The 12,892-nt window shown below is 69.7% G+C and carries 13 protein-coding genes; 7 read left to right on the top strand and 6 right to left on the bottom strand.

Features of this window, described 5'->3' with window-relative positions; genetic code table 11:
* Window positions 1–2: 2 nt before the first annotated feature.
* Window positions 3–575, top strand: coding sequence for a hypothetical protein (locus tag EAO79_RS03615; protein WP_124767822.1), 573 nt, complete (start codon window positions 3–5; stop codon window positions 573–575).
* A 19-nt stretch (window positions 576–594) separates the two neighbouring features.
* On the opposite strand, the gene EAO79_RS03610 is transcribed toward EAO79_RS03615, so the two are convergent.
* Entirely contained in the window at window positions 595–975 is a 381-nt protein-coding gene (locus EAO79_RS03610; RefSeq protein WP_064294055.1) for a hypothetical protein, read from the bottom strand.
* Between the two features lie 256 nt (window positions 976–1,231).
* On the opposite strand from EAO79_RS03610, the gene EAO79_RS19295 reads away from it, so the two are divergent.
* Together EAO79_RS19295 and EAO79_RS03600 are read left to right on the top strand one after the other, a co-directional pair.
* Entirely contained in the window at window positions 1,232–4,828 is a 3,597-nt protein-coding gene (locus tag EAO79_RS19295) for an efflux RND transporter permease subunit (RefSeq protein WP_241160975.1), read from the top strand.
* Window positions 4,791–6,416 carry a methyltransferase gene (locus tag EAO79_RS03600; RefSeq protein WP_124767821.1) on the top strand — a complete coding sequence of 542 codons (1,626 nt, stop codon included), beginning with the start codon at window positions 4,791–4,793 and terminating at the stop codon, window positions 6,414–6,416. The genes EAO79_RS19295 and EAO79_RS03600 overlap by 38 nt, the downstream gene beginning before the upstream one ends.
* Window positions 6,417–6,436: 20 nt before the next feature.
* Here the strand turns inward: EAO79_RS03600 and EAO79_RS03595 are convergent, their stop codons facing one another.
* A complete protein-coding gene (locus EAO79_RS03595; RefSeq protein ID WP_064294057.1) occupies window positions 6,437–6,694 on the bottom strand; it encodes a Txe/YoeB family addiction module toxin in 258 nt (85 codons plus the stop codon).
* 5 nt (window positions 6,695–6,699) lie between these two features.
* Window positions 6,700–6,951 (bottom strand): type II toxin-antitoxin system Phd/YefM family antitoxin, encoded by a 252-nt coding sequence (locus tag EAO79_RS03590; protein WP_064294058.1) that lies wholly within the window; start codon window positions 6,949–6,951, stop codon window positions 6,700–6,702.
* Between the two features lie 150 nt (window positions 6,952–7,101).
* On the opposite strand from EAO79_RS03590, the gene EAO79_RS03585 reads away from it, so the two are divergent.
* The 3 genes from EAO79_RS03585 (at window position 7,102) to EAO79_RS03575 (ending at window position 9,743) form a co-directional block, all read left to right on the top strand.
* Window positions 7,102–8,046, top strand: coding sequence for a DnaJ domain-containing protein (locus tag EAO79_RS03585; protein ID WP_124767820.1), 945 nt, complete (start codon window positions 7,102–7,104; stop codon window positions 8,044–8,046).
* An 88-nt stretch (window positions 8,047–8,134) separates the two neighbouring features.
* Window positions 8,135–9,082: a G5 domain-containing protein gene (locus EAO79_RS03580; RefSeq protein ID WP_124767819.1), complete on the top strand. Its 948-nt coding sequence runs from the start codon at window positions 8,135–8,137 to the stop codon at window positions 9,080–9,082.
* Window positions 9,083–9,191: 109 nt separating this feature from the next.
* A complete protein-coding gene (locus EAO79_RS03575; protein WP_124767818.1) occupies window positions 9,192–9,743 on the top strand; it encodes a type 1 glutamine amidotransferase domain-containing protein in 552 nt (183 codons plus the stop codon).
* A gap of 296 nt (window positions 9,744–10,039) precedes the next feature.
* Here the strand turns inward: EAO79_RS03575 and EAO79_RS03570 are convergent, their stop codons facing one another.
* Both EAO79_RS03570 and EAO79_RS03565 read right to left on the bottom strand, forming a co-directional pair.
* Window positions 10,040–10,303, bottom strand: coding sequence for a GlsB/YeaQ/YmgE family stress response membrane protein (locus EAO79_RS03570; RefSeq protein WP_064294061.1), 264 nt, complete (start codon window positions 10,301–10,303; stop codon window positions 10,040–10,042).
* A 96-nt stretch (window positions 10,304–10,399) separates the two neighbouring features.
* Window positions 10,400–10,573, bottom strand: coding sequence for a CsbD family protein (locus EAO79_RS03565; RefSeq protein WP_064294062.1), 174 nt, complete (start codon window positions 10,571–10,573; stop codon window positions 10,400–10,402).
* 194 nt (window positions 10,574–10,767) lie between these two features.
* Here EAO79_RS03565 and EAO79_RS03560 point away from each other — a divergent pair, with 194 nt between their 5' ends.
* A complete protein-coding gene (locus EAO79_RS03560) occupies window positions 10,768–11,850 on the top strand; it encodes an alpha/beta hydrolase (protein ID WP_161578587.1) in 1,083 nt (360 codons plus the stop codon).
* A gap of 10 nt (window positions 11,851–11,860) precedes the next feature.
* Here EAO79_RS03560 and EAO79_RS03555 read toward each other — a convergent pair whose 3' ends face one another.
* Window positions 11,861–12,781 carry a hypothetical protein gene (locus tag EAO79_RS03555; RefSeq protein WP_124767816.1) on the bottom strand — a complete coding sequence of 307 codons (921 nt, stop codon included), beginning with the start codon at window positions 12,779–12,781 and terminating at the stop codon, window positions 11,861–11,863.
* Between the last annotated feature and the right edge of the window lie 111 nt (window positions 12,782–12,892).

Raw genomic sequence — 12,892 nt, 5'->3', positions numbered from 1 at the left:
CGATGAGCGAGGTCCTCCATCTCGGGGCGCTCGTCCCGGCGGCCGTCGGTGCCTGTTGCACCGTCGGAGGCCGACGCGGACCCCTCGACCTCGTGGCCGCGATCGTCATGCTCGCGGCGATGCTCGACCTGGCGACCGGTGTCGGGATGCTGCATCCGTTGCTCTGGGCCGTCGTCCTGATCGTCCTCGCCGTCGCCTCGGCGGTCCGGCTTCGGTCCATCGCCGGGCTGCCGGCTCCGGTCGACGACGCTGTGGCGCTCGCCGTCACGCGCCACCGTGCGGCGATGACCGTGCACACCTCAGGCGGTCTCGTCATCATGGCGGCGCTCGTATGCACCATGGCGGGTCATGCCGCCGGGAGTATATATGCCGGATCGGGTATACACCCGGCAGGCCATCAGTTCGGAACCAGTGCCCTCCCCGCCGTGCTCCTGGCGGGCGGCATGGCGGGGTTCGTCGCCCTGTCCACGCGGCTGGCGGTCGAGGCGGCTCGACGGCGTGAGCGGGTCGTGGTCGTCGAGGTGGTGAGCATGACGGTCTCCGTCCTCACCATGGGGCTCGCCGCGGCGCTGTGACCTGGGCGGCGGCGTCGATCTACTCGGCGTCGTCGCCCTCCCACGGCGGCCGGGCTACCTTGCCGGACATCCGCCATACCGCTCGGGTCAACTCGGGGTGCACGCGGGCGATCTCACGGAGTACCTCGTACTCCAAGTGGTCCGCGTTGTCGCGGTGGTCCTGGGCGTCGTCGAGCGACGAGTACCCGGCGAGCCGCGCCATCGCGTGCTGGGCGGCCAGACCCCGGGCGTGCAGCGCGTCGTCCCGGAGGACGGCGACGACGAGCTCGTCGACCGTCGGCATCGAGGGCAGGAAGTCCCAGGGGTCCTCACCGTCGCGGGCGCGGTGCTCGATGATCACCTCGCGCTCAAGCTGTGCGTCGCGGCGCAACCTGGGGAGGTCGACGGCCTGCAGATCCACGTACCCTCCTCGCTCCGGCGCACCCCGCGGCGCGCACTCGGGTATCAAGGGTACGCCCGGTATCGGTGGACCATGCCGTCAAGGCGCAGCTCCCTCGCGGCCGAGGCTGGTACCGCAGGACCACCGATGTCGTCCGATCGGCGGATGCCGGGGTCGCATCAGGTCCATCCTCGTGCGGATGTGACCGGCGGCGGCGCTCCATAGCGTGGAGTGGGGCGGATCGCGCCCACTCCGCGACCGAGAGGCCCGTCCTTCCATGTCATTCCTCACGAGGCTCAGCCTCGCCAATCGACTGATCGTCGGCCTCATCACCGCGGCGATCGTGGTCTTCGGACTCTTCGCGGTCGGCTCCCTGAAGCAGGAACTGCTGCCGTCCGTGCAGCAGCCGGGCGCCGTCGTGGCCGCGACCTACCCCGGTGCCTCGCCGTCGTCGGTGGAGCGCGAGGTCACGAAGCCCGTCGAGCAGGCGGTGCAAGGGGTCAAGGGTGTCACCGGCGTCACTTCGACGTCGGTCAGCGGTTCCACGTCCGTGCAGGTGAGCTGGGACTTCGGCCAGGACGACGAGAAGATCGTCGGTGACATCCGCAGCGCCCTCGCCGGCTTGAAGAGCACGCTTCCGAACGACACGACCACCGAGGTCTACGCCGGCGGGAGCGACGACATCCCCGTGCTGCAGCTCGCGGTCGCGTCCGAAGACGAGTCCGGCGAGTTCGCGGGCAGGGTCGAGACCACCGTGCTCCCCGCGCTCCGTGGGATCGCCGGCGTGCGTCAGGTCGATCTCGCGGGTGAGAACGCCACGCAGCTCGTCATCACGATGCGTCCGGCCGACCTCGCTGCCAAGAAGGTGACCGCGGAGGAGGTCATGGCGGCTGTCCAAGCGAGTGGTGTCGTCACGGCTGCCGGAACGAGTGTCGACGCCGGCAAGGAGCTCTCGATCGAGGTCGGCTCGGCCGTAGGCTCGCTGGCCGAGGTGCAGGCGCTCCCCATCCAGCACGAGGACGGGCCCTTCGCGCTCTCCGCCGTCGCGGACGTGGAGCTCGTGCCCGCCGCCGAAACCTCCATCGCCCGGGCGGACGGTCTCCCGTCGCTGTCGCTCACGATCCTCAAGGACCCGTCGGCCAACGCCGTCCAACTCGCCCACACCATCCGTGACGCCCTCCCCGGGCTGGAGCAGGAGCTCGGCTCGGGTGCGGCCTTCACCGTCGTCTTCGACCAGTCGCCGATGGTCGAGCAGTCCATCCACGACCTCTCCGTCGAGGGCGGGCTCGGGCTGTTGTTCGCGATCATCGTGATCCTGGTCTTCCTGTTGTCGATCCGGTCCACGATCATCACGGCCGTGTCGATCCCGCTCTCGCTCCTCATCGCGATGATCGGGTTGTGGATCGGCGACTACTCGCTCAACATCTTCACGCTCGCGGCACTGACCGTCGCGGTCGGGCGGGTGGTCGACGACTCCATCGTGGTGATCGAGAACATCAAACGGCGGCACACCGGGCGGGCGATGACGACCTCGAGTGTCGTCGAGGCGGTCCGCGAGGTCGCCGGGGCGGTGACCGCGTCGACGATCACGACGGTGGCCGTGTTCCTCCCGGTCGCCTTCGTCGGCGGGACGGTCGGCGAGCTCTTCCGACCGTTCGCCGTCACCGTGTCGGTCGCGCTCATCGCGTCCCTCGTGGTGTCGCTCACGATCGTGCCGGTGCTCGCGTACTGGTTCATGCGAGGCTCCTCCGCCCCGGCTGTGGGCAAGGCCAGCGACGACGCGGCCACCGAAGAGGCGTCCGTCGTCGAGGACGAGTCCGAGGCGTACTCGAAGCTCCAGCGCGCCTACCTGCCGGTCCTGCGCACCGCCTTGAAGCGTCCGGTCGTGACCCTGCTCGTGGCCGCGGTCGTGTTCGCCGGGACGATCGTCTCGGCCGGGTTCCTGAAGACCGACTACCTCGGCGACATCGGGGGCGAGAACACCGTCACGGTCACGCAGGAGCTCCCCGAGGGGACGAGCCTCGACGTGACCAGCGACGCGGCCGCGGCCGTCGAAGCGGTCCTCGCGAAGACCGCCGGCGTCTCCGGATACCTGACAACCGTCGGTGGGAACGGCTCGAGCAACACGGCACAGATCAGCGTGACCGTCGGTGAGGAGAGCTCACGTGAGGGCGTCGCCGACACCATCCGGGACGCCGTGGCGAAGCTCGACGACGTGGGCGAGGTCACCGTCGGTGACGCCGGAGGCGGCTTCACCGGTGGCGGAGGCGGCATGGAGGTCACACTGCAGGGTGAGGACCCCGCGGCGCTCGCCACAGCGGCGGCAGCGGTACAAGACATGCTCAGCGGTACGGACGGCCTCCGCGATGCGACGAGCGACCTCGCCGACGAGCAGGGTCTGCTCAAGGTGAACGTCGACCGCGCCGCCGCCGCCCGGTACGGCTTCACGCAGGAACAGATCGGCCAGGCCATCGCCAGTGCGCTCCGAGGCACGCCGATGGGTTCGGTCATCCTCGAGGGCTCGTCTCGCGACATCATCGTGCGCTCGCAGCGGGTCGGCACGACACCGGCCGAGATCGCCGCGCTCCCCCTTCCGGTCAGTGCCTTGCAGCAGGCCGCGGCTCAGAAGGCCGCGACCGACGCCCTCACGGCCGAGCAGGACGAGGCCACCCAGCGTGCGAAGGACGAGGCGGCATCCCAGGCCGCGACCCAGCGCTCGGAACTCCAGGAGGCCCGCTCGACCGCGGCGTCGCAGCTCGACGCCCTGCGGGCTCAGCTGAGCGCGTTGCAAGCGGCTCCCGTCGAGGTGCCACCGGTCACGCCCACGACACCGGAGGAGGAGGCGGCACGGCAGGCCTATGAGGCCCGCGCCGCCCAACTCGTCGGGCTGAGCGACGCCATCTCCCAGCTCCAGGGTTCGATCACGACCATCGACGAGCAGCTGACCGCGATGCGGGACGCCGAGAGCGAGGCGGCCGAGCAGCAGGCGGAGGCGGACCGCCTCACCCAGGCGCAGAAGGACCTCGCCAACGTCAGCGCCGTCCCGATCCCGGTCAGCGCCGTCGCGCAGGTGGGCGAGGAACGCGCCGCAGCGGCGATCACGCGCATCGACGGCGTCCGGACCGTGACCGTGTCGGCGACGCCGACGGGTGACGACCTCAGCGCGACGACGCTCGCCGTCCGGGAGGGCCTCGACGGCCTGGACCTGCCGAGCGGGGTCACCGCCTCGGTCGGTGGTGTCGCCCAGGACCAGGAGGAGTCGTTCGCGCAGCTCGGCCTCGCGATGCTCATCGCGATCGTGCTCGTCTTCATCGTCATGGTGGCGACGTTCCGGAGCCTCCTGCAGCCGCTCATCCTGCTGGTCTCCGTGCCCTTCGCGGCGACCGGCGCGATCGCGGCCCTGCTCATCACGGGGACCCCGCTCGGCATCCCGTCGATGATCGGCCTCCTCATGCTCATCGGCATCGTCGTCACGAACGCGATCGTCCTCATCGACCTGGTCAACTCGTACCGGGCTCGGGGCGACGGCATCGACGACGCGGTCCTGCACGGAGCCCGACTCCGTCTGCGGCCGATCATCATGACCGCCTGCGCGACGATCTTCGCGCTCGTGCCGATGTCGCTCGGCCTCACCGGCGGTGGGGTGTTCATCTCGCAGTCGCTCGCGATCGTCGTGATCGGCGGCCTGGTGTCGTCGACGCTCCTGACGCTCATCCTCGTGCCCGTGCTGTACCTGCTGCTGGAGCGCCGGACCGAGCGCCGTCTGGCGAAGCGCGAGCGGAAGCGCACGGCGAAGGCCGCGCAGCGCGAGGTCGAAGAGCACGACGAGCAGACCGATGAGGACCTCGGCGCGATCCTCACCACGGATCGCTGACGGCGGCTGCAGGGTGGGCGGCTCGGCCCACCCCGCAGCTGGCACACTGGTGAGCGTGGACCAGCGACTGATCGACCTCCTCCGTTCCGACCTCGATGCGGCCGGGTACACGGTGGAACGGGTGCGTGGTCTCTGGGGTGAGACGGCCGAGGCCGCCCTGCACCGCTCCAACCGGGTCGTGGCGATCCGCTCGCTCGACGAACGCCGCCGGACGGCGGGAGCGGAACCGCTCGCGACACTGGCGACACTCTTCGTGCTCGGTGTCGCCGTGGGGGCCGATGACGCGACGCGTGCTCTGCCGTCGCTCGGTCTCGACGGCGCGGTGGCGCTCGGTCTCGTCGGTTTGAGCGACGACGGATCGGTCGCCCCGGCCATCGACCTGCGTCCGTACGCCTGGGTCGACGCCAACGGGAGCGGTGCCTGGTGGATCGCCTCCGACCTGGGCGAGCTCGCTCTGGGTCATGAGCTCGGCGAGGAGCACGTCCTCGGGGTCGGCGGCGCATCGATGACCCTGAGCGGCATCATCCTCCCCGAGCGGATCGGAACGGCACTGGACCTCGGTACCGGGTGCGGCATCCAGGCGCTCCACCTGTCGCGGATCGCCGATCACGTGGTCGCTACGGACATCTCCGAACGGGCCCTCGAGCTCGCCGCACTCAACGCGCACCTGAACGGCATCGACTCGATCGAATTCCGCCACGGCAGCATGTTCGAACCCGTCGTCGGTGAACGGTTCGACCGCATCGTCTCCAACCCCCCGTTCGTCATCACCCCGCGTGCCGAGGGCGTGCCGAGCTACGAGTACCGCGACGGCGGTCTCGTCGGCGATGCGCTCGTCGAGTCCGTGTTCCTCGAGGCCGCCCGGCACTTGACGCCCGGCGGCGTGGCGCAGTTCCTCGGGAACTGGGAGTACCGCGACGGCGCCGACGGGCTCGAGCGCGTCGCCGAGTGGGTGGATCGCAGTCCGGAACCGGTCGACGCCTGGGTCATCGAGCGCGAGGTGCAGGATCCGGCCGAATACGCGGAGACCTGGATCCGGGACGGTGGCACCCGCCTCGGGACGCCGGAGTTCGAGCGCCTCGCGGGAGCCTGGCTCGACGACTTCGCGGCTCGGGCCGTGACCGGCGTCGGCTTCGGGTATGTCCTGCTCCGTCGATCGGACCCGTCCACTCCGCTGCGCCGTTTCGAGCGGCTGCACGGGCAGGCGGGTTCGAACGCCGCCGGGCCCGGTGCGCACCTCGCCGTGTGTCTCCTCGCACACGACTGGCAGGTCGCGCTCGACGACGAGCAGCTGCTCGGCGAACGCGTCATCCTCGCGGGCGACGTCACCGAGGAGCGCCACTACTGGCCCGGGGACGAGGACCCGACGGCGATGACCCTGCGGCAGGGTGGCGGCTTGGCCCGCTCGGTGGGCATCGACACAGGCCTGGCGGGGCTCGTCGGGGCCTGCGACGGCGAGTTGACCCTGGGAGCCATCATCGACGCGATCGCCCAGCTCGTCGAGGTCGATGCGGCGGAACTCCGCGCCGAACTCCTCCCCCGGGTCCGCGCATTGCTGGACGACGGCATCCTCCTGCCGAGCTCCTGAGGTGTTCCGGCACGCTGGCCCTACTCGTAGTGGAAGCGTGCCTGGGCGATGAGGACGCCGTCGTCCGTGAGGCGGTAGACCAGTCGATGTTCGTCGGTGATCCGTCGTGACCAGAATCCCTGGAAGCCGTGCTTGAGCGCCTCAGGTTTGCCGATGCCCTCGTTGCCGTTCCGGATGATGTCCTTCAGGAGGAGATTGATCCGTTTGACGATGCGCCGATCCTGTTGCTGCCAGTGGCAGTAGTCCTCCCAGGCGGCGTCGGACCAGATGAGCCGCACGCCGACTACTCGACCAGGTCGTGCTCGGTGCCCGCGCCGGCCTCGAGGTCGTCGATGGCCTGGAGGAGCCGACGTGCGTTCGACGGCGTGCGGAGCAGATACGCCGATTCCTTCAAGGACTCGTAGTCGTCGAGCGCGACGATCACGACCGGGTCGCGCCCCGCTCTGGTGATGATCACCTCCTCGCGGTCGTCGAGGACCGAATCGAGGGTGGCCGCGTAGTTCGCGCGGGATTCCGAATAACTGAGGGTACGCATCGACATCCTCCAAGTACAACAAACTGTACGTCGGCTCGCTGGAGTTGTCCACAGCCCCGACAGGGTGCCGGTTCGGGCGGTCTTCCAGGTGATGGCGATAGTCTGCCGTGTCGGACCGACCGACGCCGCCGACGAAAGCGACCACCCTCCATGCCGGAGAGCCCACTCTCAGCCAGCCCGTACGAGGTGCTCGGCGTGAGCACGACGGCGACGCAGGACGAGCTCCGGAGGGCCTACCGACGGCTCATGCGCGAGACCCACCCCGACCTCGGCGGAAGCGCGCGGCAGTTCAACGCCGTCCAGCTCGCCTGGGAGCGCGTCGGAACCGAGCAGGACCGGGCCGCCTACGACCGCGGTCGCAACGTGCCGTCCTCCGACGCGGGCGACGACGACGCTCCGACCTGGTCGGCGTCGACCACTGGTCGGTCGGGTACGCAGCGCGCCGACTCACGACCCCGCGCTCGAGCCTACGGACACCCCGGCGGAGACTCGCGCGAGGCCTACCTCGGGCTCATCCGCGAATGGGTCGGCCGTGGTGTCCCGCTCGACGACCCCTACGACCCGAAGCTCGTGCGCTCGGCTCCGCGCGAGATCCGGCACCAGTTGGCCAACGCGCTCGCCGAGGAGCAGACGGCGCGCACCGTGGCGACGCTCGGCATCGGATACACGGTCTGGCACGACGTCCTGGCGCCGGGCGAGGCGAAGCTCGACCATGTCGTCCTCGGCCCGACCGGCCTCTTCGCGGTCAAGTCGGAGGACTGGGGTGGGTCGGTCCGGGTGCACCGTGGAGAGGTCGTCGGGGAGACGCTCGATCCTCGCGAGGAGCCCGTCCGGTCGATCGTGCGCTCGGCGCGGACCGTCGCGAAGGCGGCCCGCGTGAAGTTCACGGCCTCCGTCATCGTCGTGCCGGACGGCGCCACCCCGGAGTCGGTGGAGTTCATCGGTCGCAAGCATCCGGTGACGGTCCTCGTCGAGCGCTCCCGCCTGGCCGACCTCCTCCGCACCGGTCTCCCGGGCCTCGACCGCATGGGCGGCAACCAGCTGTTCGACATCCGCACGCGCCTGCAGCAGACCATCCGCTTCGTCGGCCTCTGACACGCGCCGCGACACGGCACGGGAGGAATCCCCTCCAGCCCCACTCGGGGACCTTGTGTCGTCGTGCTCCAGGCCCCAGCATCAGGGCATGACGTCTCCCGCGGGCTGGTATCCCGATCCTGAGCAGCCCGGCCAGCAACGATGGTGGACCGGAGTCGGCTGGGGTGGGCAACGCGTGCCGACGGCCGTGCCCGCTCCCCCGGCCACCGTCCCTGCTGCAGCTGCAGCTGCCGGGGCCACGCGTACGCGCCGCCTCGGTCCGCTCCACATCGTCCTGCTCAGCCTCGTCGGAGCGCTGTTGCTCGTCAGCGCCGTCGGTGGCGCGTTCTGGGCGATGGTCGCACTCGTCGCCCTGGTGGCCGTGGTGATCGGCGTGGTCGCGCTCGTCCGTGGTCGCGTCTCCTCCCTCGGGATCCGCAACCGCGGGATCGCGGCCGCGGTGATCGGAGCGGCCCTGTGCGTGTTCGTCGTGGGCGGGAGCGCCAATGCGGCCATCCACCCGGTCGGGAGCCGGCCCGCGGCACTGCTGTCGGCTCCGGAGGGGACGTCCGTCGCCAAGCCGAGTGCCACGCCGTCCCCCACCCCGACCGACGTCGTCACCGAGGTGACGGAGGTCGTGGAGATCCCGTTCGCTGTGACCGAGGTTCAAGACCCGAACGTCGACGTCGGCCAAGTCGTCGTGACGACCACGGGCGTCCCCGGACAGCAGACGAACACCTACCGCGTCACCACGCGAGCCGGGGTCGAGATCACTCGAGAGCTCGTCGCGCAGCTCGTGTCGGTCCAACCGGTCGCGCAGGTGACGTCCGTCGGGACGCGGCAACCCGCTCCGCCGCCTCCCGCTCCCGTCGCCGATCCGGCCGGCGGAGGGTGCGACCCGAACTACGAGGGGCAGTGCGTTCCGGTCGCGAGCGACGTCGACTGCGCCGGCGGAAGCGGCAACGGGCCGGCGTACACGCCCGGCCCGGTGTACGTCGTCGGGAGCGACGTCTACGACCTCGACCGGGACGGCGACGGCATCGCCTGCGACGCCTGAGCAACCCCGTTCGCGTTCGGCGGAAGCTCGGGTCCGAGAGGTGGAGCCGAGCGTATCGTCGCTGGCGAGGCGCCGGACGGTGCCTCGACGCTGACGGATTGGAGCGACGATGAGCGCAGCACTCAACGGCAAGCAGGTGGCCTTCCTGCTCACGGACGGCTACGAGGACAGTGAACTGACGAGCCCCTGGGAGGCGGTCACCGGAGCCGGAGCGACCGCCCGACTGGTGTCGCCCGCCACCCAGGACGTGACCGGGAAGAATGGACACGTCCAGCCCGTCGACGTCGCGGTCGCCGAGGCCTCCTCCGACGACTACCACGCACTCGTGCTGCCAGGCGGCGTCGTCAATGCGGACGACCTCCGCGTGGACGAGACCTCGGTCGCCTTCGCGAAGGCGTTCTTCGAGCAAGGCAAGCCGGTCGGGGTGATCTGCCACGGCGCGTGGATCCTCATCGAGGCGGACGTCGTCCGCGGCCGCGAACTCACGAGCTACCCGAGCCTCAAGACGGATCTGCGCAACGCGGGTGCATCCTGGGTCGACGAGGAGGTCGTCGTCGACCAGGGACTCGTGTCGAGCCGGACGCCCGACGACCTCCCGGCCTTCAATGCGAAGCTCGTCGAGGAGATCGGCGAAGGCGAGCACGAGGGCCAGCACGCCTGACTCCGGTCGCAACGCGACGCACGAACGCCCGGTCCTGGTGGACCGGGCGTTCGTCCGTGCGGGTCAGACCCAGCCGCAGATCGCGCGGAGCAGCTCGAGCAGCTTCCGGTAGAAGTCCATGAGACCCCCTCCTCTCATATCAGATGCTGATATCGGACATCAGTCATCCTGGCAGAGCACAGGAGGTCGCACAGTCCCCGGAACGGCGGACACCGTGCTGTCGGCGTTGTCGTCCAGCACGCACGAACGCCCGGCCCCTTGGAGGGGCCGGGCGTCCGAGTGCTGTGTGGAGGCGCTTACGCCTTCTTGTTGCGGGTCAGTGCGCCGTAGATGAGCAGCACGACGATCGATCCGCCGATGGCGAGGAGCCACGTCTGCAGCGAGAAGAACTCCTGCAGGTTCGCGCCGAAGAGGATGCCGCCGAGCCAGCCGCCGAGCAGTGCTCCGACGACGCCGAGCAGCAGCGTGATCAACCAGCCGCCGCCCTGACGGCCCGGAAGGATTGCCTTGGCGAGGGCGCCGGCGATGAGGCCGAGCAGCAGGAAGCCGAGAAAACTCATGATGTCTCCAAATGTGATTACTGGATCGAACGGGGTGCCGGTCGACCGTGTTACCGCCCCCGCCGGTGGGCGGGGGCAGCCACTGTATCGCGAGGACTAGTGCTTGAACGCGTCCTTGACATTCTCGCCGGCCTTCTTGGCGTCGGCCTTCGTCTGGTCGGCCTTGCCCTCTGCGACCTTGCTGTCGTCGCCGGTGACCTTGCCCAGAGCTTCCTTCGCCTTGCCCGCGAGGTCCTCAGCGGCGTTCTGGATCTTGTCCGATGCACTCATGGCGTTCTCCTTCGTCTGCGTTGGAAACCGGTGATGATGTCCGGTCATCGGGTAAGACGCAGCTCGGCGGGCATTCGTCACGGAATCCGTCGAAAAACTTCCCGGGCGCCGGCGGAGTGCGATCGAATGCGAGACTGGAGGTTCGTGTTCCGCCAGGCAGCGCCGCCGTCCAGACCCGCCAGGAGGTGAATCGCTTGAGGACAGCACCCCCTCGCTCGGGCTTCGCGCGCTTCCTGCGTGTCGTCCGCAACACGATGTTCTGGATCATCGGCGTGATCCTCGCCATCGCGCTGGTGATCTTCGTCTGGTTGCAGCTGACCCCGTGGCCGGGCTCGATGGTCATCCGCATGGCCTTCGACGAGCGGGCGAAGGTCGTGCAATCCGACCTCGTGAAGTACGTCCCAGACGGTGTCGACGTCCGACAGGACATCCCGTACCGCTCCGGCGACGCGGACGCGCTGCTCGACGTCTACACGCCCGACGGGGTGCGCGGCAGCGGTGCCGCCCTCCCGACGATCGTGTGGGTGCACGGTGGAGCGTGGATCTCCGGCAGCAAGGAACTCATCTCCAACTACATGCGCGTGCTGGCCGGCGAGGGGTACACGGCGATCGCGGTCGAGTACACGATCGCGCCAGAGGGCCAGTACCCGTTGCCCATCGAGCAAGTCGCCGACTCGCTCGGCTACCTCGACGCCAACGCTCGCGCGCTCAACGTGGATTCGTCCAAGCTCATCCTCGCCGGTGACTCCGCCGGTGCCCAGATCGCCGCCCAGGTCGCGAACGTGGTCACGAGTTCCGAGTACGCCAGCTCCATCAAGGTCGAATCGCCGATCGAACCGGAGCAGCTCGCCGGGGTGGTCCTCGCCTGCGGGGCCTACGACCTCAGCCTGGTCAACGCCGAGGGCAGCTTCGGGTGGTTCCTCGACACGGTGCTCTGGTCGTACTTCGGAGCGCGCGACTACAAGACCCGACCGGAGGTGGCGTCCGCGTCCGTCGTCGACTATCTGACGGCGAAGTATCCACCGACGTACATCACGGTCGGCAACTGGGATCCGCTCTACCCGCAGTCGGTCGAGTTCAAGGCGAAGCTCCAGGGCCTCGGTGTCGACGTGCAATCGATGATCTTCAACCCGGACTTCCGACCGGGGCTCGAGCACGAGTACCAGTTCCTGCTCAACGACCAGGGCCGGTTCAACCTCCAGCGCATGGACGCCTTCATCGACGGCGTCACCGACACGAGTCTGCCGTTCGGCCAGCAGGGTCCGCCCGTCCGCTGAACGATCGGCGTCAGGGCAGGCGGATGCGTTCGCCGTCCTCGACGAGACGACCGTGGAGCACCGCCTGGGCGAGCGTGAGGTCGAGCCAACGTCGAGCGGTCTCGCCGAGGCGACCGTAGCCGAGCACGGACGCCGCCTGCATCGGCAGCTGCTCGCGGTCGACCTCGTGCTCGGGGCTCGCGGTGATCACGAGCTCCATGGCGTTGCAGATCTCCGCGGGACTGATGTCGGTGACCGCGCGGTGATCGCGATGCACGACCCGGCGGACGCCTCGCCACGTGACGACGTCGAGTCCGGTGGGCCAGGCGAAGCCGTTCTGGACGACGAACGCCTCCGTCACCAGCGCTGACAGCTCGGTGCGGGACTCCTCGGACGGTCGGTCGACGCCGAAGCGCCGGGCGACGATGGTCACGAGTCGCGGGACGGCGATCGGGCCCTCGGTCGTGAGGATCGTCGATGCGACGCGGGTCACGGCGGCCTTCGTGAGCTCGAGGTTGTCGAGGACGGACGCGGGGCCGATGACGGAGTCGTCGGCGAGCTCGAAATCGGTGATGGCGACGCTCAGGGGGACGACCGGGGCCGACGCGGTGACGGGGAGGGCGACCGGGTCGACCAGGCCGGTCGTGGACCGGTCATGGGCTGGTGCTACCTCGCCGACGTCCGGGCCGGCGACGGGCGTCCGGGGTGCGTGCGCGTCGCGGTCGTCCAGCGGCGCCGAGTCGTCGGGCTGCTGAGTAGGGGGTGTCGGCGTCGCCCGGGATGTGGGATCCGGCGTGCGCCGTGGCGAGTGGTCCGCTGCGGACTCGGCGTCGTTCGTGTCCGGCGTGGCCGGCGTCGAGGGGTCCTCCGAGAGCGCACGTTCAGCGCGTTCGCGCCAGGCCTTCGGGAGCCATGTCGACTTCGCGACGAAGCCGTTCCACCCGCGACTCACGGTGCCACGCTCCGCTCGGAGCGCGGGCTGGCAGAGCGACGATGCCCTGCGGGGTGGGTCGACGAGGTCAGAGGTGGCACCTCCACAGGATAGACCGCGGCGGACGTGCGC

Origin of the sequence: Plantibacter sp. PA-3-X8 (assembly GCF_003856975.1) — a bacterium.
Lineage (GTDB): Bacteria > Actinomycetota > Actinomycetes > Actinomycetales > Microbacteriaceae > Plantibacter > Plantibacter auratus.
Note: the sequence above shows the minus strand (reverse complement) of the source record. Positions and strands in the feature narration are given on the sequence as shown.